A 19292-nucleotide genomic window follows, 5' to 3' on the forward strand; every position below is an offset into this window, starting at 1 on the left:
CACCCATTCGAAGCTGGACCAGTTACCCGACCAAGGTTGCGTGACGGGCCACTAGGGCGAGCAGCACCTCGTCCCTGTCACGCGCGCCGAGCTCGCGCCGGCCACGCCACGGTGCTGGTCGACCAGCCGGCGCCCGGCACGGGCGCAAACGCCCGGTCAGCCGTAGTGGGCGCATGAGACAGTTCATCCTCACATGAGCAGTGCAGGGCACGGCAGTCCCGTGCCACCCACCCCTCCCTCTCCGGGACAATGGCCGCATTCGTCCATGATCCCGAACCGAGGGGTGCCCATAATGAAGCGCTCGATCGTCCTGTTGGCGGTCGCACTAGCGTCCACGACCCTGCTGGCTACACCTGCGAACGCGCAGCTCGCGGTGGATCCCGTCAGTGCCCTGAAGGCCCAGATCGCCAGCCACGAGGCGGTGCAGGTGGTTGAGGGTGGCAGCCTGGGCCACAGGAAGTGGGGCGCGTGGGGGGCGATCCGTCGGGGCGTGTTCAAACTCGGCGGCTCCGGCGTCGGTGCTGCCGACATCACCCGGACCTTCTCGATCAACCATCTGATGCGCGATCACTTGAACGACGGACCCTGGGACGCCGACAAGGTGAACGCCGAGATCGGCGCGAACCGCTCCATCAGCGTGAACGGCATGCTCTACCGCTCCGGCCCGCTCTACCAGCCCGTTCTGCCGGACGGGAAGACGTGGGCCCTGGCGGGCAAGAGCGACGGCGGCTCGGCGCTGTACGGCGACCAGATCATCAACGTCTTCGAGCCCAGCACTCTCAAAGCGCTGCTCACCACGGCAACCAGCAAGAAGCCGTCCACGTACGGCGTCAGGAAGAAGGCGACCCGCTATCGCGGAGTGATCACCTTCCGGCAGTTGTACGACGCGTCCCCGACTTTCCGCTCCCTGACCGGCAAGCGGTCCCTCACGCCGGTCGCCGCCACGAAGATCACCTGGGAACTCGTACTTAACGACCTGGGAAAGGCCCTTACTCTCGACACCGCCTGGCAGATCGCCCGCGGGTATGAGGCGAGCATCTTCACTCAGTACACCAGCCGCGACCTTCCTCGGCCCTTCAAGCGGAACGTCTCCGCGCCGCGTGCTGCCCTGGTGGCCATGCCCTCATTCTTGACCGGCCCTCTCCCCCAGCCCAGTTCCTTCATCGACTCCACGTTCTCCATCGGTTGACCAGGCCAGGTACGTCATCGATTCGAGTTCGCAGCCGCTCGGCTTGAGCGATAACGGAAGCCCGGCTTCTATGCGCTGGCGCCGGGCTTCCCCCTGCTCCTGCCACCGGCACCGGCACCGGCACGAGATGGTTAGTGACAGGCATCCATAGGCGAAGAAGCGATAGCCAGCACTGGCCGACTGCCGTTGATCGGCCGGTGAAGGCCCTGCCGGAGCGTGGCCGCGCGGCGCTCGGCTTCCTCGACGAGTACGGAGAACGCCCGTCCGAACAGCGGACCTGGACACTGGGGATCAAAGGGCGGATCTTCCCGCCACGGACTGAGCGCCCCGCGCGCGCGGAGGATCCGCCGCAGGTGCTCGCGGCTGAGCCCCGTCACCATACGGGCCACTAGGAGTCGGAACCTGTCTGTCAGGCCCGGGGGTCGAAGGGGACGCCGCTTGGCTTGGCGCTCGAGAGCAGGTCCCCGAACCTCCCGTCATTGATCTTGATGGTCGCGGAGCCGAAGTTCGCGCTCATCAGCCTGTCGCGCAGCGAGGTGCTGGGCCAGCCGTTCCAGTCCACGAGCGGGGGGTAGCGCCAGTTGTGGTAGTGGTTCTCCGGCGGATCGTCATTGCCGTTGGCGAGCCGGAAGAAGTGCGTGGACGCCCCGTCCTTGTGATAGACGACCTTGGGATGCGACCCGTCGAAGCGCACCTGCGAGCGCGTGTAAGTCACCACGCTGCTGTGCTGCGTGGTCGACACGTACTCCACCTGGTTGGACGCCTGGTTGACCCAGGAGATGACGTGCTCCCAGTCGTGACGGTGGCCGCCGAGGCTGCTGCCGGGCAGCGCCTGGTCCTTCTCGAAGTAGCTGGCGTACACGACGGCGCACCAGCCGTTGTTGCATTTGGACCGGGCGTAGGTCTGCGAGTTGTCCAGGTCCGACTGGTCACGGCAGTTGCCGTTGACCGCGCCGGTCGGGTTCAGCCCCGGGGCGAGGGTCCCGTCCGGCCCGATGGCGGGGGTGGCGTAGCAGCCGTCGCCGTCGTAGTCGTAGGCCGGCGAGAACGACGCCTCGTACCCTCCGGCCGACTGGGGAAGGTTGTGCGGCGGATCGGCGTAGGCCGCCGACGCGGGGATCACGACCCCGAGAGCGGTGGTGCCGAGCACGAACCCGAGCCGGTAACGCTTGCGCTTGAAGAACGTCGGGGACGACGTGCTCCTTTCTGACACAGTCGCTGACTTCGATGCCCTGGCGGTCGACGTGAATGACGACAGTTTTCGCATTCTTCCGCTTTCTCGAAGGACTGGCTCCATGACCTGCGTCGCGTCGGCATGGATACGATCGGCGGCGTTTCCGCGCCGATGTGAGCACGCCCCGCACTTTCACGGCACCACGAGACCGACGCATGATCAAGGTCCCCAAACCAGATGACACCGACATGTATCGACGACGACCAGAAGCCGACCCCCCGAGCGAACCTCATGAACTACCTCCCGGAGGAGCCCCTGCAGCGGGTCCGGGGGGTCGAGGCGCCGCATCGGCCGGCCCCGTAGGGTGAGCGGGCCGCCGCTTGGCGGCCCGCTCAGCCGGCCGGGATGGTCAGCCGTTCGCCGCGGTGAACGCCGCCGCTCCGCCGACGAGCGGCAGCACGACCGTGCTCTTTGTCGTGTCGAGGTACAGCGTCGTGCCGGGGGTGGGCCGGATGGTGTACTCGTAGTCGCTCGACAGCAGCACGATGGCGATGCGGTGTCCCGCCTGGAACACGTAGTCATGCGGCTGCATGTCGAAGTCGAGGCGGTACGGGCTGCCCGGCTTGACCGGCTCGGTCTTCGAGATCGACTTGCGGTTCTGCGGATCCACCCAGCCCCGGGTGACGATCTTCGCCTTGCCGTTCTGGTCGTAGTCGACGAGCAGCGCCGTGACGTTCGCGGCCGGCCGGTCGTAGCTCATCCGCAGTGACACCTGCGGCGTGCCACTGAGCCGGACCGCACCGGTCAGCGCCCCAGACTTGTAGGCAAGGCGGTTCGGAGACGTCACGGCGTCGGCGAGAGTCTGCGCCCGCTTGGACGCGTCGTCGACGATCGTCTCGGTCACCGGCTTGCCCAGCCGGGTCTTGTCGCCAGTGAGGACACCAGGGGCTGACCTCGTACACGACGGGCGACTTCAGGCCGGCCGTCTCGGTCTCCTTGAGCCGGGTGACCTCGGCGTGCACCCGGTCGTTCCGTCCGTCGCCGTCACTGTCGACCGGGGCCTCGATCCACACCTCCTCGCGGATCCAGTCGTTGCGGTTGGACGAGAACACCGGCTGGGCCATGCCGTCCTGGATGACCGGCCCGACGGGGGCCGCAGCGTCGGCGCTGGCCGAGGTCGTGGCCACCCCGGCGAGGGTCATGGTGGCGGCGAGACCCAGAGCCGCGGCGCCGCGGCGTACTGATCCCGGACTGCGGAAAGCGGTTGGGGCCACATGGCCCATCCCCTGGCGCGGCAAAGACATCGGCAAACCTTTCCGAACGATCAGCTCAGAAGCGGAAAAACACCGCCTCGCAGGTCAAGAGACCGGAAAGGCGTCCCGAGAAGGATCTACGTTCGCCGATGTCGTACGATGTCTACTTTGTCTCGATTTCGTCTCGATCATGGTGTTTTCGACAGGCTCTTCGCGGCCACCTGGGCCCTCGGGGTCGTCGACGGGACGCCGGCGTGACCGTCGGCCAGACCGTGACGCAGCGCACCGCGGAACTCGCGGCGGGGGCGAAAAACGGCCTGCGTCAGCAGTGCGGTCGCGGTCCTCGCACTGGCGCGGCCGGGGTGGCGCCCCCCTTCGCTGCTGACATGTCGTACCCTGAAATCTGAGGTCGTGACCGTGTGGCAGGCGCGTGAGGGCTTGTCACACCCCCGAACGCAGCCCCCCAGCACGCCGATACGGCTACAGGTGTGCCCAACACCTGCCGCCGGTTCGGCGGCGTCCTGGCACCACTTCGACGACCACTCGGTCCAACGACCACGTGCTTCCCGAGAACAAATACGGATACTTGGAGAATCGTGCTTACCGTTAACGCGTACGCCGCCACGTCCGCGAGCGAACCGCTCACGCCGACCACCATCGACCGGCGTGACGTCGGCCCGCACGACGTCCTCATCGAGATCAAGTACGCCGGTATCTGCCACTCCGACATCCACCACGTCCGCGGTGAGTGGGGCCCGGCGAGCTACCCCGTCGTCCCCGGCCACGAGATCGCCGGAATCGTCGCCGAGGTGGGCTCCGAGGTCACCAAGCACGCCGTGGGCGACCGCGTCGGCGTCGGCTGCATGGTCGACTCCTGCGGCGAGTGCGTCAACTGCCGCAAGGGCGAGGAGCAGTACTGCCTCGCGGGAATGACCGCCACCTACGGCGGCATCGGCGAAGACGGCCGGCTCACCCACGGCGGTTACTCCACCCACGTCGTCGTGACCGAGGACTTCGTACTCAACATCCCCGAGGGCATCGAGCTCGACGCCGCCGCACCGCTGCTGTGCGCCGGCATCACGACGTACTCGCCGCTGAACCACTGGGGCGCCGGTCCCGGCAAGAAGGTGGCAATCGTCGGCCTCGGCGGGCTCGGCCACATGGCCGTCAAGCTGGCGCACGCGATGGGCTCCGAGGTCACCGTGCTGTCGCAGTCGCTGAAGAAGCAGGACGACGGCCTGCGCCTGGGCGCGGACCACTACTACGCCACGGGTGACCCGACGACTTTCGACAAGCTCGCCGGTTCCTTCGACCTCATCGTGAACACCGTCAGCGCGCAGATCGATCTCGACGCCTACCTGTCGCTCCTCACCGTGGACGGCGCGATGGTGAACGTCGGCGCTCCCGCGGAACCGCTGTCGCTCAACGTGTTCTCACTAATCGGGGGCCGCCGGTCGTTCGCCGGTTCGCTGATCGGTGGCATCCGCGAAACCCAGGAAATGCTCGACTTCTGCGCCGAGCACCACCTCGGCGCCGAGATCGAGGTCATCCCAGCCAGCAAGATCAACGAGGCGTACGAGCGCGTGCTGGCCTCCGACGTGCGGTACCGGTTCGTGATCGACATCTCCACGCTGAGCTGAACCGCGGTCCGGCTCCCCCCGCCGATCGCCGGCGCTGAGAAGATCGCCGCCTCCGCGTCGTCCTGGCACCCCGTACGAGGCGCCACCCGGGCTCCCCCGTACGGGCCCCTCCTGCTTCAGCTCTCGTAACGAGCAGCGAGTCCAGCCAGGACATCGTCGTCACCAAGCGGGACGAGCCCGGCGTCACCACCAGCTCAGTCTCGGCGCCACAGATCTAGGCCATGATTCCCTGGCCTGTGGAGGGGCTTCCCTCGGCGGGTCAGGGCGTCCCGCACCACCGATACCGGTTAACTGTCATCAGGCATGAGGAGGTCGAGCCACGACTCAGGCCGGTGCCCAGCGTGCGCCCACAGAACGCAGCTGACGTGCCTTCAGTCGGCGTCAGCCTGCTCCGGGCACCGGATTTTTCTCACCTCGCTCAGACAGGCAGGTCCCAGCTCGGTCCGTCGGGTTCGCCCAGCCATACGTACTGACGGTCCCCGGTGACGGTGAGCCCGTACGCGGACTGGTGCGGGGACCCCGCGTTCTGCCAGACCAGGATGGCCTCCTCAACCGCGTCCCACAGCCGCAGCGCCCCGCGCTGGCGGACCGTCCACCCGCCAGCCGGATCGGGGCCGGTGACGGCCTGCGAACCAGTGGCCACATCCCACAGGATGACCTCGTCACCACCGCCCAGCCGCATCGCCGACGGCGCGGCGAGCTGTGCCACGAACAGCCCGGCCGGAATGTCCAGCACTTGCGGATCCACCCGGCTCTCCCTCAACTCCCCGCTCGCGAGGTAGGGAGAGGCCACCGGCGGCGGCCCATGGGGGCGAGCGGTCATGAAGTAGATGTCGTCCTCAAGGAACCGCCCGCTCGCCGTACCGTCGCCACCGAGCGTGAGATGCGCGAACGCGGCCCCGCGCATCCACCCGGTCAGCGGAGCGGTGATCGTGCCACCATCGCGAACCTGCCACATCCACGGCATCGGAACGTAGCGCACCGAGCAGGTGGCGATCAGCCGGTCGTACTCGGCGTTCTTGTCATAACCCGCAAGACCATCACCGGTCACGAGCGTGGGCGTGTACCCGGTCGCGGTGAGCGCGTCGCGAGCCCGGTCTGCCACGGCCGGGTCGTACTCGACCGAGGTCACCGCCCTGTCGCCGAGCCGATGACACATCAGCGCGGTGGAGTATCCGGTGCCCGTGCCGACCTCCAGCACCTTGTCTCCGTCGGAGATCCGCGCGGCCTCCAGCATCAGCACCACCAGGCCGGGCAGCGTCGACGACGACGTGGGCATTCCCGAAACGGTGCCGCGCGCACCCTCGACCGACTTCCCGTCGACCTGCGTCACCCAGGTCTCGTTCCGGTACGCCAGCTCCAGCCACTCGTCTTCGGCGACCTCATCGCGGTGGATCACCTTCCACCGGTCGCCGTACTCGGTGGCCCCGGCGATCGCCGAACCGAGAAAGCGTTCCCGCGCCACGGACTCGACCGCCTCCCGCCAGCCCGGGCCACGCAGGGATCCATCCCGGGCGAGCTGGTCGGCGAGAGCACGGCGCAGCCGTACGGCTTCATGAACAGTCACGTCGGCTCCTCCAGGAGCAGATCGGCGATGGCAGCGGCGATGGGCAACCCGGTGGCATCTTCCAACCAGGCCCACTGCCCGTTGGGATTGCACTCCAGAAATACCGGAACACCGTCCCCGGTGAGCGCGAAATCAAATGCGCCGAAGCGCAGGCCAAGTGCGCCGACGTAGGCGAGACAACCCTCAGCGACACCGGGAGGAGGCTCGATCACCCTGTACGAGAGCCGGTCGTAGTCCCGCCGCCAGTCGAGCAGGTCGGAATCGATCCGGACACAGAACACCCGCTCCCCCACAACGGTCACCCGAAGGTCGGCTGTCTTGTCGACACGGGTCTGGAACAGGTGCGCGGCGCCACCGATGCTGTCGTCCAGGTCATCGGACTGGACCTTAGCCGTCCAGATGGTGGTGGGCTCCCCGTTGGGACCGGTGTATGGGGTGGCTCGCAGTGGCTTGTACACGATGGGACCGTGCTCGGCGGCGAACACGCGGGCGTCGTCCAGCCGGTTGGTGATCAGAGTTGCGGGGACCTCGAATCCGATCCGGCGCGCGGTGGCGAGCTGGAGCGGCTTGTGCTCGGCCGCCGTAACCGCCCACGGATGGCTGACGTATGAGCACGGCAGGGCCGCGAGGATTCCGCCGACCCCGAAGCGGGACTGTGTCCCGACGAACCGCTCGACCTGCGACGGGCGGTCGGGCAGGTAAGGCGTCGGCCGCCGGTAGTAAACGGCCCGCACCTGCTCCAGGACGATCCGGCGTGATCGTGTGGTCAGGACACCGCGCGGGACGACTTCTCCGAACCATGCCGACAGCTCGGCGTCGGTGGGGAAGTCGGCGCCAGGATCGAACCGCGCAACGTGTGCTTCACGCTCGTTCAGGTGCTTGATGACCATGTCCGCTGTCGGATCGTCCAGGCAGGTGAGTACCAGGATCACAGGAACGGCCGTCAGTCGTTGTCGTAGTCGGTGACCGTGGTCTGGTCCGAAGGCTGAGGGTCCTTCCCATCGCCGCTGCCGCCCGTCCGCTGCGTTTTGCTGGTCTGCTTGTTGGTGCCGTGCTTGCCGGCCTCGACGAGCCGGCCGGTCGTCGTGTCGCGGTATAGCCCGGTCTGGGTGAGCGGGTCGAGTTCTACGCTGTACGGCGCGGCGGTCGGAGACGCGAACGGGGCCGATCGGGTGAGGCCCCACGGTTGCCTGGACAGGTTGTTCATGGCTGTTTCCTTTCTCCGGTGCGTCCCAGGAGTTGGGGGTTTCGCATTCGCCCGAACCACGCGCTCCCTCAGATTTCGTAGTAACGGCGGCCGTTGTTGCCGAGCAGGCATTCATCGAAATGAGGCACGTTACAGGCAGTGAAGTGCAAAGCGCCCGGACAGGCGGAGGGACGGGAGCGCCTGCCCTGACGATAGGAAGGCCCCTACCTGCGGCTCAACAAGTTTGAGCGTCTTTGCGGAACAGCCCGCGAGGCGGGCAACGGCCACAGCACGCCGTGCAAACTCGCGCAAACTCCTTGAGGCGGTAACGCACAGCACACAAACTTGGTGGCGTAGTCATCCGCTCCCCGATCGGAGGAGAAGCCCCATGGCGCTACGTTTCCTCGGCAAGGACACCATTGACGGCGGTTCGCCGACGCTGTTCGACGACGGCGACAAATACGTGCTCCAAGGCTGGATCGTTACCGATCCGACCGTGCTCGGCGAGTTCGCCCTCGCCGACCACGAGACCCTCGTCGAAGTGCCGAAGGAGCTGATGACGTTCCTGCCGGAGGGCGTGGCCGTCCCTACGGGTTCGCCCCTGGTGCTTGATCGCGATGAAACGTACGTGTTCCGGGGGCCGCTCATCACCAACCCGGCCGTGCTCGCCCAGTTGGACATGCCCAGCCATGAGACAGTGATCGAGATCCCGAAGACCGCGCTGGAGGTGACCAGTGGCCTGGAGCGCCGAAGCGCCGACGTTTGACCAGTGGACCGCGCTGTTCCGTTCCTGCGAGCGGTCGGCGGTCCATCTGGAGATGCGTGACCTGTACGCCGTATCCGCCGAGGACCCTATGTTCTCGGCATGGAAGGCGGGCCACCGCTACGACCCAGCCGACGAGGCGTCGTGGTGGCGGCCGTGGCTGAGCCTGATGCGGGAAACGACCGGTAGAGGTGTGGAGGTCAAGCGGGCCCGGATCGTGTCAGAGCCGGTGACCGAGTACATCCGCTTCGAGTACGACATCTCCTTCACCAACCTCATGGCGGGCGAACAGGGACGATGGCTTCCTCGCCGCCTGGCGTCCGGGATCGCACTGCCCGGCAACGACTTCTGGTTACTGGACGGAGACCGGGTGCAGTTCAACCACTTCACCGGGGACGGCGACTGGGCTGGAGTGGAGTGGTGCGAAGAGCCCGACGTGGTGAAATTGTGCGCGGCGGCGTTCGACGCGGTGTGGGCGGCCGGTATCGACCACGGCGACTACACGCCCGCCTGATCCCCTGTCCCTGTCCGTGCCCCCCGGTAAGCAGCACTTATGCCATCACCGTCACACGCCGTCGTTCAGGCCAAACAGGCCCTGGGTGCCCGCCTGCGCGAGATCCGCCTCGTCGCGCGGCTTACCGGGCGGGATCTCGGCGACCTGGCGGGATGGCACTCCTCGAAGGTTTCGAGGATCGAGCACGGCCGCCAGACACCGTCTGAGAACGACATCAGCACCTGGTGCCGACACTGCGGAGCCGATGACCAGGCCGGTGACCTGGTCTCATCGCTACGCACCATCGACGAGATGTACGTCGAATGGCGGCGAATGCAGCGCACCGGCCTGCAGCGACTCCAGCAAGCCGCGGTTCCGCTGTACGAACGGACTGCCTGCTTCCGCATCTACGAGCCGTCGCTGATCCCCGGTCTGTTCCAAACGGCTGAGTACGCACTTGCTCTCATGCGCGCCGTCGTCGCGTTCCGGGAGATCCCCGACGACAGCGCCCAGGCGGTAGAGGCCCGGCTGCAGCGGCAGAAGGTCCTTGACTCCAGTGGCCGCCGCTGCATGGTCATCCTGGAGGAAGCGGCGTTACGGACCCGGATCGGCGACGCCGAAGTGATGGCCGGCCAACTCGGTCGCTTGCTCACCGTGGCGTCCCGCTCCAACATCATCCTGGGGATCATCCCGATCCGTGACCGTGCCATGTGGCCCACCAACGGATTCTGGATCTTCGATGACGAACGGGTCCTGGTGGAGACCCTGTCCGCGGAACTGACCGTGACCCAACCACGTGAGGTCGCCCTGTACGCCAAGGCATTCACCGAGCTCGCTGAGCTGGCAGCGTACGGCGCGCCAGCACGAACGTTGATCGCCTCAGCCATCGCCGCCTTGGACAGGTGACAGCGTGCGCAAGTTCGGGTATTGGACGCGGACCTCGATGGTCTTGCGGCCGGCGGCGACCAGATCGAAGTAGCGGCGGTAGAGGTTCATCTCGCGGGCGCGCACACCCGTGGTCATCGCGGGCCTCCTAGGCATGTTCGGTCGAGTTCTGATGTAGCTACGGTAGAAGTGCTTGGGTCGGCGAGCATCTGGCCGACCAGCCATACGAGCACGTCAACGTAGGAGCCGACGTCACCGTCCCAGGCGGTGACGTTACCCACTCATGGAGGGGTCGGCGGGATATCTGTATCGCAGGTGGTGAGGACAGCGGCCATCGCGGTGATCATGCCGACCCAATGGTGCCGAGGCTAGCGTGGGCACCATTGGGTGTCCGGCGAGTCGGCAACCCACCGTGTGGTCAGGCACCACGATGAGTGGCGCGACCGGACGAGTCCTAAGGGCAGTCGCTCGCCATCCTTCAGCGCTGGCGGGATGATGCTGTGGTGCGGTTGCTGGTCGTGGGTGGCTCCTGGTTTGTCGGCAGAGCTGTCGTGGCGGATGCTGCGCGGCGCGGATGGGAGGTCACGGTCTTCAACCGCGGCCTCAGTGGGACGACTGCCCCCGGAGTTCGGCTCATTCGCGGAGATTGGGAACGGCCGAAGGACCTGAAAGACCTGTCTGCGCAAGGCCCATGGGACGTCGTTCTCGATGTCGCGGGCGCCGTGCCCGCCTTGGTGCGCAACGTGGCGCGAGCAGTAGCCGACAGCGCTCCGCGCTATGTCTACATGTCTACGATCTCGGTCTACCGCCACTGGCCCCACAAGCCGGTGGATGAGTCCTCCCCGCTGTGGGACGGCGACCCTGATCTGGATCCCGGCAGCCGTTCATGGGATCCAGATGCCTACGGCCCGCTAAAGGCGGGGTGCGAGCTGGCGGTCCGGCGAGAGTTCGCTGACCGTGCGCTGTTCATCCGGCCGCACGTCATCTTGGGGCCGGGTGAGTATGTGGGGCGACTGCCGTGGTGGCTGCGGCGAATCAGGCGAGGCGGGCATGTCCTGGCCCCGGCTCCGGCAAGTAGAAGCATCCAACCGGTCGATGTGCGCGATGTCGCCCGCTTCACCCTCGGCATGATCGAGAAGAACGCGGTAGGGGTCTACAACCTCGCCGCACCGCCAGGCAGGGATACCTACGGCGGGATGCTTCAGGCCTGCCAGGACGTCACCGGATCGGCGGCGAAGATCATATGGGTGGACGAGTGGTGGCTAGCCGGGCGTGGGGTGAGCGAGTGGACCGAGATCCCCATTTGGCGGACCCTGCCAACGGCGTGGCAGATGAGCGCGTACAAGGCCCAAGCGGAAGGCTTCGTCTGCCGGCCATTACGCGAAACGGTGGCTGCCACATGGGAATGGATGGAAGCGGGCGGGACCGCAGTCAGGCACGAGCGACTGGCGCAGCATGGGCTGAGCCCCGAGCGGGAGGCGCGCCTGCTCAGCGAGTGGCGAGTCGGCCGGACAGCTCTTTGACGAACGCCCGGTTGATAGCCGGGTCACGGCCTTCGACGTAGCGTCCGGTCGGCTGGTAGCCGACCCCGGTGTACAGGGTCAGGGCAGCGATATTGCGGACGCCGGTCTCCAAGATGGCGCGCCGGGCCCCGCCTAGCACGGCGGCGCGTTCAAGTTCGGTCAAGATGCGCTGTCCAAGGCCGTGGCCACGCAGATCGGGGGTGGTGTACATCTTCTTGATCTCGACTGTGGCGGTGCGGGCATCGAAGGTGCGGTAGCCGCCGCAGACCACGGCGATCTCGTCGAGGTACCCGACGAGGAACAGACCGCTGGGTGGGGCGTAGGCGGCGGGGTCGGCCTCGAAAGGATCGGCGTAGCCATAGCGGCTGGTCTGGTCATCAAACAGCGCGCGCACCAGCCGCGAGGCATCCGGATGGTCGTAGGGACGCGACTCGACGACAAGCCCTGGTTCTAGTGCTTTGGTGGTGCTGGTCATGCCTGCGAAAGTGCCCTATCGAAGTCGGGGAGGAACTCTGAGACTACTGGGGAGCGGCTGCGCCGGGCGAAGGCAGGCCGCAGTTGCCGCAGGTAGGTGATTCCGCGCAAGGACTGGACGTCGCTGAGCCGGGTGATCGTCGCGCGCGCCGCGTCGACGGCTGCTTCCAGTTCGCCATTCAAAAGATATGCCTTGGTGAGAAAAGCGCCATGCAGCAGAGCCGAGCGCGGGTAGTGCGGCCGGGCACCGGGCGCCGAGACGGGGGCGAGCAGGCTGATCGCCTCCTTCAACAAGGGCTTGCGGTACACCGTCATGTGCTCGCCCAAGACGACGAGCGCCTGACCCGCTTCGGCGATGAGCTGCTCGGGCTCCAGGTAGTACAAATAGGCTGGTGCGTCGCTGGCCGAGTCCAGTAGCTCCCTGGCCTTCTCTGAGGCGTGTCGAAACCCGGAAAGGTCACCGGCGGCGGCTGCGGCCGTGGCGATGCGGCCGGTGACGCGGGCTCGAAGGACGAGGTCGTCTGGGCAGCACCGCTCGGCGGCCTGTGCGATATGCACCGCCTCTTGGCCGTGTCCGGCGAATGCGGAGATGTAAGAGAGCATGCCGATGGCATTGGTGGCGCGGCCGAGATCGTCTAGGGCACGGACGACTCTCTCGCTGAGCAGCATGTACCGCTCGGCCGCGCCGTAGCGGTGGGCGTCGAAGTGGACCCAGCCGACGAGTTGAGCCAGGTCTCCGACGATGGTCATCAGCTCTCGCCCGACGGTGGGTTCGTAGTCGGAGGACCCGACCAGGTCCAAGACGTTGCGCAACTCACTGGTGACGTACCTCAGGCTGAGGGCGCCGCCGCCATGGCGGTCATCGAGTTTGCGTAGTGCCGCCACGTGGGCGCCGATCAACTGCACCTGGGCGGGAAGGATGCGCTCCTGGCCCATATTGCGACGTGTCCAGCTCAAGGTCGCCTGCAGCCCGTCAAGGACGGCCGCTGCCAGGTCAGGACCGGAGACGGCGGCGACGTCGGACTGCTTACCCGTGCTGAGCGTTGTCAGCTCGCTCAGGGATTGGACAATATCGTCGACGCTAGTGCCCGTACCGAGGTCGATGGCCGCGGGCAGGCCCCCACGGTGGCGCGCTGGCCAGAGCTGCTCGACGCGGACGGCGTAACCGAGATGTTCCGACAGCACCGCGGCGGCAACCGCTGGGATGGGGTCATAGGGCTTGTAGCCGTGCCTCACCCAGGCATATGGGGCGGTGGGATCGATCCGCCGGGAGCCGAGTCCGCGGCTCTCCAACCATGCGTTGATCGACGCGGCGAGCTGGCGCGGATTCATCTCCGCGCGCCCCAGAATCTCTCCCAGAACTGTCGGCATATATGCCACCCGTGTCTCCCTGCCTGCCAGCGACGGTAGCGCTACGTCTACCGTGTGTGAATCCCTTGGAGAGACGCGCCAGCCAACCTTCACAACCTTCACGCGGTGGTAACAAGGTTCACGACCTTCACGCTACGTAGCGGTTCACTTACCTCCGCCGCGTTGGTCAACTGGGGGACGTCCAGGTATACGCCGGTGGTACGAAAGCCGTCCCGAAGGCCACCCCAGGCGAAGTAAGCCAGGTACCACTACATGCATTGCGAGAAGGGACATCGCGTGACTGAAGTGACCGCCGACTCAACCCGTGCCGATGAGCTGCGAGGGAGGCTCGCGGACGAGCTCGTGGCCGAGGGGCTGATCGTGTCGAAGCAGATCGAGGCAGCGTTCCGTACGGTGCCCCGGCACCTCTTCGCTCCCGAGGCGGCGCTGGAGGAGGCGTACGCCCAGGACATCGTGGTCACCAAGCGGGACGAGCCCGGCATCACCATCAGCTCGGTATCGGCGCCGCAGATCCAGGCCATGATGCTGGAGCAGGCGGCGCTCCACCCGGGCATGCGGTGCCTGGAGATCGGGTCAGGCGGTTACAACGCCGCCTTGATGGCAGAGCTGGTCGGTGAGGACGGCGAGGTCACGACCGTCGACATCGACCTGGATGTGATCGACCGCGCCCGCCTGTGCCTGACCGAGGCCGGGTACACGCGGGTGAACGTCGTGCTGGCGGACGGCGAGGACGGGTGCGCCGAGCACGCCCCGTACGACAGGCTGATCGTGACCGCTGGCTCATGGGACATCCCCCCAGCCTGGGTGCACCAGCTCGCCGACGGCGGGACCATCACCGTCCCATTGCGCATGCGGGGCCTGACCCGCTCGATCACCTTCGTACGGGCGGGAGACCACCTGGTCAGCCGATCGGCGAAGATCTGCGGCTTCGTCAAGATGCAGGGAGCCGGAGCACATGCCGAACGCCTACTGCTGCTGCGTGGCAAGGAGATCGGCCTGCGGTTCGACGACGCGTGGCCAGTCGACGCCGACCTGCTAAAGGGTGCGCTCGACACCACGCGGGTGGAGGCATGGTCGGGGGTGACGGTCGGCCGTATGGAGCCGTTCGACACGCTTCAGCTATGGCTGGCGACCGCTCTGGAAGGGTTCTGCCTGATCACGGTGGACGGCACCCTCGACACCGGTCTGGTCGCCCCGGTCAACCGCATCGCCAGCCCCGCCGTGGTCGACGCCGGCAGCTTCGCCTACCTCGCCCTGCGGCCGGTGGACGAGGCCACGGTCGAGTTCGGCGCGCATGCCTTCGGGCCGGACGCCGCCGCGCTCGCCGAGGCCCTGGCTCAGCAGATACGTGTCTGGGACCACGACCACCGCGGCGGACCCGGCCCGCGCATCGCCGCCTACCCGGCCGACACCCCCGACGAGCAACTTCCCGACGGATTCGTCATCACCAAGCGGCATGTCCGCGTCATCATCTCCTGGCCTGCAGCAGGCCAGGGCGTCCCACACAACCCCACCGAGAAGGAGTGATCCAGATGGCGAAGAGCGCCACAATGCTCGACCGGGAGTTCACGCTCGACGTTCGCGTGGTCGAGGCCGGCCTGCCGGTCCCCGGACTGCTACGCGACACCAGCGACAACTGCGGCTCTACGTGCTCGGGCACCGCCTGCACGTCCGCGTTGGGCGACCCCGCCTGACGAAGAAAGCCGCTGCCGGTGCGCCGGGACCAGCGCACCGGCAGCCCTCTGCATGGCATCGAAGGAAAGGAAGGGCGGATGGCGGCGGTGGACAGACTGCTTTACCGGTACGCCGGGGTGCTCCTGGTTCGCGCCACGACCTACCCCGGCGGGCTGGCATTGCCCGCCGAAGGCCCAGACCTGTCCGACGCCGTGGTGAAACAGGGGTCCATGTGGTTGGCAGAGGTGTGGCCGCGACAAGAGGTCCAACGGGCCGTGGAGGTCGCCAGCCCGGTCCTGTTCGAACAGATCCAGAAGGCGTTGGCCGGTCACCAGCCGGATGCCCGCCAGGTCCGCCGCCTCGTCCTCTCGTTGGCGTCGTACCTGCTGCGCTGGCAGGGCAGAGCTACCCCGTTCGGTCTGTTCGCGGGGGTGGCTGCCGTCCGGGTGGGCGGCAAGCCGGTCGTGCGCTGGGGAGAGGGCCACCGGACGGCGGCCCGGGCGGATGCCGAGTGGGTCGGCGAAGTCGTCAACCGCCTGGAGCGGCACCCCGGCCTGCTGGCGCGACTGCCAGTGATCGCGAACGGCTCGGCGTTCGTACGCGGTGAACGGCTCGTGGTTCCCGGTCAGCCGCCCTACAGCCATCCCGGGGGGTTCGCCCCCTTGGAGGTGTCCGTCCGCCATACCCAGCCAGTGCGCGCCACGATGGAGATCGCCCGAGAGCCCGTCCGGTTCGGTGATCTGGCCAAGTGGCTGGCGGCAGATTACCCGTCCACGGCACCCGAGCAGATCAGCGAGATGCTGACCGAACTCGTCAGCCAGCGCATCCTGCTCACCAGCCTCCAAGCGCCGATGAGCGTCCCTGATGCTCTGGGGCACGTCCGCGCGCAGCTTGAGGTGGCCAGTGCCGACGAACTGCCCGATCTGGCTGGTCTGGTGGCCGAACTTCGTGCGATACACGACGAGCTGTCACGCCATAACTGCAGTACGTCCCCCGCCACCGGTCAGGCGATCAGGACGACAGTGGCCGACCGAATGAGAGCGATTTGCGACACCACGGCGCAACCGCTGGTCGTCGACCTGGGCCTGGACTGTGAGATCACCGTGCCAGAGGCGGTGATCCGTGAGGCGGAGGCCGCCGCCTCCGCGCTGTTGCGCCTGACGCCGTATCCATTTGGGTATCCCCGGTGGAAGGACTTCCACGTCCGGTTCCGTCAGCGTTACGGCACGGGGGCCGTCGTTCCGGTCCAGGAACTGGTGCAGGCCGACACCGGATTGGGAGTACCCGCCGGCTACCTGGGCTCGGCGCTGGGGAGCTCCGCGCGCACGCTGACCGAACGTGACGAGACCCTGCTCGCCCTGGTCCAGCAGACTGTGATCGACGGCGGTGAGGAGATCGTGCTGACCGAGTCCCTGATCCGCACGCTGACGGTCGGCGACCCCGCCGAGATGCTCCTGCCGCCCCGAGCCGAGCTGGCCTTCCAGATCCACGCCGCGTCGCCTGAAGCCATGCGGCACGGGGCATTCGGTCTCCTCGTCACCGGAGTTCCGCGCCCGGGAAGCAGCATGGCCGGGCGGTTCGCGGACCTGCTACCTGAGGCGGAACACCAGGGCCTGGCCGATGCCTACGGCGTGCTGAGTACCGACGACTCCAACGCGGTCGCGGCGCAGTTGTCGTTCCCGCCGCGTCGTCGGCGCAGCGAGAACGTGGCGCGCACGCCACAACTGCTGGCCCAGACGATCTCCCTGTCCGAGCACCGTGCCCCCCATGGTGGCCTGATCGAGTTACGCGATCTCGCGGTCAGCGCCGATGCCCGCCAGTTGTACCTGGTGCAGCTGTCGACCGGCAGGCGCGTCGAGCCAAGGGTCCTGCATGCGCTGGAGGCCGGGAGTCTCACTCCGCCGCTCGCCCGCTTCCTCGCCGAGGTCACCACCGCGCGGTGCGCCGTCTACAAGGCCTTCGACTGGGGGGCCGCGACACGCCTGCCCTACCTGCCACGCCTTCGCTACGGCCGGACCGTTCTCTCCTCGGCCCGCTGGCTCCTGCGGGTCACTGATCTGCCCGCGCACAACGCCGCACTGCCCGACTGGGAGAGCGCGCTCGATGCCTGGCGTCGCCGGCTGCGCGTCCCGGCGGCCGTCGTACTGTGCGAGAGCGACCAGCGACTGCCCCTCGACCTCGGGCGACCCCTGCACCGGGCATTACTACGCGCCCGTCTCGACCGCGCTCACCAAGTCGAGCTACGCGAGTCACCCGCTCCCGCCGACCTGGCCTGGCTGGGGCGCGCCCACGAACTCCTCATCGCCCTGCGTCTGGCCCGGCCCCGGACCGCCGAGCGACCGCCTAGGAGGCGGTTCCCGCTCGATGGGGGGCACTTACCTGGCTGCTCCCCATGGCTGTACGCACAGATCCATGGGCATCCGGACCGCCAGGACGAGATCCTTACGGATCACCTGCCTCGTCTCCTCGACGGCTGGGACGACCCACCGCTGTGGTGGTTCCGACGCCACCGCGAGATGACCCGCCCTGACCTCGAGCAGCACTTGGGCCTGTACCTGCCCCTGCCCTCGTCCGCCCTGTACGGGGAGGCCGCCGCGCGGGTCGGCGCGTGGGCCGCCGACCTACGCGGCCTGGGCCTGGTGCCGCAACTGCAGCTCGCCACCTACCAGCCCGAAGCCGGACGCTACGGTCACGGTACGACGTTGGCCTCGGCGCATGAGGCCTTCGCCGCAGACTCGGCCGCCGCCCTCGCGCAGATCAAGCTGACGGCCCGTACTGGTACGTCCCCCGATGCGGTTACCGCGGCCGGCCTGGTCGACCTCGCCATCTCCTACGCCGAAACGCCCGGTGAGGGCCTTCACTGGCTGATCGACCGCCTCCCCCAGAAGCCAGGCACGGTGGACCGGTCCCTGAGGGAGGAGACGCTGCGGCTGGCCGACCCCGGCGACGACTGGGCGACGCTGCGTGCCCTGCCCGGCGGCCAGAGCGTAGTAGAGACATGGGAGCGACGACGGACGACGCTTACCGCCTACCGTGACCAGCTCGGCCAGCAGCGAGATCCCCGCCCCGTGCTCCGGTCTCTGCTCCACATGCACCACGTCCGCGCCATCGGCGTCGACCCGGACCGCGAACACCTCACCCACCGCCTGGCCCGCGCCGTAGCCCTGCGCCAAGCCGCTCACGACCAGAGGTCACAGCGATGAGCGCGCCCATCCGTTCTGCCCCCACCACCGCGACAGAGGCGCTCGCTCAGCGACTGATGTCGCCCGAACCGAACCCTGCCGATCAGCGCTGGCGTGCCCAGTCGCTGGCCACGGGCGCCGCTGGTATCGCACTGCTCCACATCGAACGCGCCCACGCCAGCGCGGGCAGCTGGCGTACCGCGCACTCCTGGGTGACGGCGGCGGCCGGCACCGAGATCAGCGCGGCCAACGACACCGGGCTTCACTTCGGCGCCCCCGCGATCTCCTTCATCCTCCACGCGGCCGGGGCCGACGGGGCCGCGCGCTACGGGGAAGCCCTAACCGCCATCGACACCTACGTCACCGCGCTCACCCATCGTCGGGTCGACCTCGCCCAGGCCCGCATCGACCGCGGCGACGCCCCGGCCTTCGCCGAATACGACCTGCTCCACGGCCTGACCGGAATCGGCGCACACCTCCTCCAGCACGCCCCTGGTAGCGACGCCCTGGGACGGATCCTGTCCTACCTGGTCGGCCTCACCAAGCCGCTGCGCATCGACGGCGAGACCTTGCCCGGCTGGTGGGTCTTCCACGATCCTTACGTCAGGCAGTCCGACGACTTCCCCGGCGGGCACGCGAACCTCGGCATCGCACACGGCATCACCGGACCGCTCGCGCTGCTGGCCCAAGCCCTGCGCAGAGGAATCACTGCGGATGGGCACCTCGATGCCATAAGCACTATCTGCGCCTGGCTGGACGGCTGGCGGCAAGAGGCCGAATCCGGCCCCTGGTGGCCGCAATGGATCACCCGTGACGAGCTGCGCACCGGCCGACCCGACCAGCAGGGGCCGCTGCGGCCGAGCTGGTGCTACAAGTTAACTGAACTAAATAATGAGTTTTCGCAGTCCAGGGGCGTAT

Annotated in this window: 18 protein-coding genes and 1 pseudogene; 11 read left to right on the forward strand and 8 right to left on the reverse strand. The window is 67.6% G+C overall.

Annotated elements, in window-relative coordinates:
• The first annotated feature begins 292 nt into the window (after positions 1–292).
• Entirely contained in the window at positions 293–1189 is an 897-nt protein-coding gene (locus tag AB0O34_RS31745; RefSeq protein ID WP_363921750.1) for a hypothetical protein, read from the forward strand.
• Positions 1190–1598: 409 nt separating this feature from the next.
• On the opposite strand, the gene AB0O34_RS31750 is transcribed toward AB0O34_RS31745, so the two are convergent.
• Positions 1599–2402 carry an NPP1 family protein gene (locus AB0O34_RS31750; RefSeq protein WP_363921752.1) on the reverse strand — a complete coding sequence of 268 codons (804 nt, stop codon included), beginning with the start codon at positions 2400–2402 and terminating at the stop codon, positions 1599–1601.
• A 370-nt stretch (positions 2403–2772) separates the two neighbouring features.
• Entirely contained in the window at positions 2773–3279 is a 507-nt protein-coding gene (locus AB0O34_RS31755; RefSeq protein WP_363921782.1) for a CocE/NonD family hydrolase C-terminal non-catalytic domain-containing protein, read from the reverse strand.
• Between the two features lie 933 nt (positions 3280–4212).
• On the opposite strand from AB0O34_RS31755, the gene AB0O34_RS31760 reads away from it, so the two are divergent.
• Complete coding sequence (locus tag AB0O34_RS31760) at positions 4213–5256, forward strand: NAD(P)-dependent alcohol dehydrogenase (protein ID WP_363921754.1); 1044 nt, start codon at positions 4213–4215, stop codon at positions 5254–5256.
• A gap of 418 nt (positions 5257–5674) precedes the next feature.
• Here AB0O34_RS31760 and tgmC read toward each other — a convergent pair whose 3' ends face one another.
• The 3 genes from tgmC to tgmA are packed head-to-tail and all read right to left on the reverse strand — an operon-like array spanning position 5675 to position 8030.
• Entirely contained in the window at positions 5675–6823 is a 1149-nt protein-coding gene (gene tgmC / locus AB0O34_RS31765) for an ATP-grasp peptide maturase system methyltransferase (RefSeq protein ID WP_363921756.1), read from the reverse strand.
• Positions 6820–7755: an ATP-grasp ribosomal peptide maturase gene (gene tgmB, locus AB0O34_RS31770; RefSeq protein ID WP_363921758.1), complete on the reverse strand. Its 936-nt coding sequence runs from the start codon at positions 7753–7755 to the stop codon at positions 6820–6822. The genes tgmC and tgmB overlap by 4 nt, the downstream gene beginning before the upstream one ends.
• An 11-nt stretch (positions 7756–7766) precedes the next feature.
• The gene (gene tgmA / locus AB0O34_RS31775; RefSeq protein WP_363921760.1) at positions 7767–8030 is read right to left on the reverse strand and encodes a putative ATP-grasp-modified RiPP; all 264 of its coding nucleotides are present in this window, start codon (positions 8028–8030) and stop codon (positions 7767–7769) included.
• A 367-nt stretch (positions 8031–8397) separates the two neighbouring features.
• Between tgmA and AB0O34_RS31780 the strand changes: the two genes are divergently transcribed.
• From AB0O34_RS31780 to AB0O34_RS31795, 4 genes and pseudogenes are all read left to right on the forward strand, one after another.
• The gene (locus tag AB0O34_RS31780; RefSeq protein WP_363921762.1) at positions 8398–8775 is read left to right on the forward strand and encodes a hypothetical protein; all 378 of its coding nucleotides are present in this window, start codon (positions 8398–8400) and stop codon (positions 8773–8775) included.
• Positions 8744–9286, forward strand: coding sequence for a DUF6879 family protein (locus AB0O34_RS31785; protein WP_363921764.1), 543 nt, complete (start codon positions 8744–8746; stop codon positions 9284–9286). The genes AB0O34_RS31780 and AB0O34_RS31785 overlap by 32 nt, the downstream gene beginning before the upstream one ends.
• A 39-nt stretch (positions 9287–9325) precedes the next feature.
• Positions 9326–9478 (forward strand): annotated as a pseudogene (locus tag AB0O34_RS31790) (helix-turn-helix transcriptional regulator); the annotation flags it as partial.
• Positions 9479–9598: 120 nt separating this feature from the next.
• Entirely contained in the window at positions 9599–10171 is a 573-nt protein-coding gene (locus tag AB0O34_RS31795) for a DUF5753 domain-containing protein (RefSeq protein ID WP_363921784.1), read from the forward strand.
• Here AB0O34_RS31795 and AB0O34_RS31800 read toward each other — a convergent pair.
• A complete protein-coding gene (locus AB0O34_RS31800) occupies positions 10145–10288 on the reverse strand; it encodes an ASCH domain-containing protein (RefSeq protein WP_363921766.1) in 144 nt (47 codons plus the stop codon). The two genes, AB0O34_RS31795 and AB0O34_RS31800, sit on opposite strands and share 27 nt — an antisense overlap.
• A gap of 365 nt (positions 10289–10653) precedes the next feature.
• Between AB0O34_RS31800 and AB0O34_RS31805 the strand changes: the two genes are divergently transcribed.
• A complete protein-coding gene (locus AB0O34_RS31805; protein ID WP_363921768.1) occupies positions 10654–11673 on the forward strand; it encodes an NAD-dependent epimerase/dehydratase family protein in 1020 nt (339 codons plus the stop codon).
• Here the strand turns inward: AB0O34_RS31805 and AB0O34_RS31810 are convergent.
• Together AB0O34_RS31810 and AB0O34_RS31815 are read right to left on the reverse strand one after the other, a co-directional pair.
• The gene (locus AB0O34_RS31810) at positions 11639–12148 is read right to left on the reverse strand and encodes a GNAT family N-acetyltransferase (protein ID WP_363921770.1); all 510 of its coding nucleotides are present in this window, start codon (positions 12146–12148) and stop codon (positions 11639–11641) included. The genes AB0O34_RS31805 and AB0O34_RS31810 overlap by 35 nt on opposite strands.
• Complete coding sequence (locus tag AB0O34_RS31815; RefSeq protein ID WP_363921772.1) at positions 12145–13518, reverse strand: hypothetical protein; 1374 nt, start codon at positions 13516–13518, stop codon at positions 12145–12147. The genes AB0O34_RS31810 and AB0O34_RS31815 overlap by 4 nt, the downstream gene beginning before the upstream one ends.
• Positions 13519–13794: 276 nt before the next feature.
• Here AB0O34_RS31815 and fxlM point away from each other — a divergent pair, with 276 nt between their 5' ends.
• The 4 genes from fxlM to AB0O34_RS31835 form a co-directional block, all read left to right on the forward strand.
• A complete protein-coding gene (gene fxlM / locus AB0O34_RS31820) occupies positions 13795–15045 on the forward strand; it encodes a methyltransferase, FxLD system (protein ID WP_363921774.1) in 1251 nt (416 codons plus the stop codon).
• Between the two features lie 5 nt (positions 15046–15050).
• Entirely contained in the window at positions 15051–15212 is a 162-nt protein-coding gene (locus tag AB0O34_RS31825) for an FxLD family lanthipeptide (RefSeq protein WP_363921776.1), read from the forward strand.
• 87 nt (positions 15213–15299) lie between these two features.
• The gene (locus AB0O34_RS31830; RefSeq protein WP_363921778.1) at positions 15300–18395 is read left to right on the forward strand and encodes a lantibiotic dehydratase; all 3096 of its coding nucleotides are present in this window, start codon (positions 15300–15302) and stop codon (positions 18393–18395) included.
• Positions 18392–19292, forward strand: a 901-nt coding sequence (locus AB0O34_RS31835; protein WP_363921780.1) for a lanthionine synthetase C family protein, incomplete at its 3' end; no start/stop codon positions are given. The genes AB0O34_RS31830 and AB0O34_RS31835, both read left to right, overlap by 4 nt.

The organism is Sphaerisporangium sp. NPDC088356 (assembly GCF_040685555.1).
Taxonomy (GTDB): domain Bacteria; phylum Actinomycetota; class Actinomycetes; order Streptosporangiales; family Streptosporangiaceae; genus Sphaerisporangium.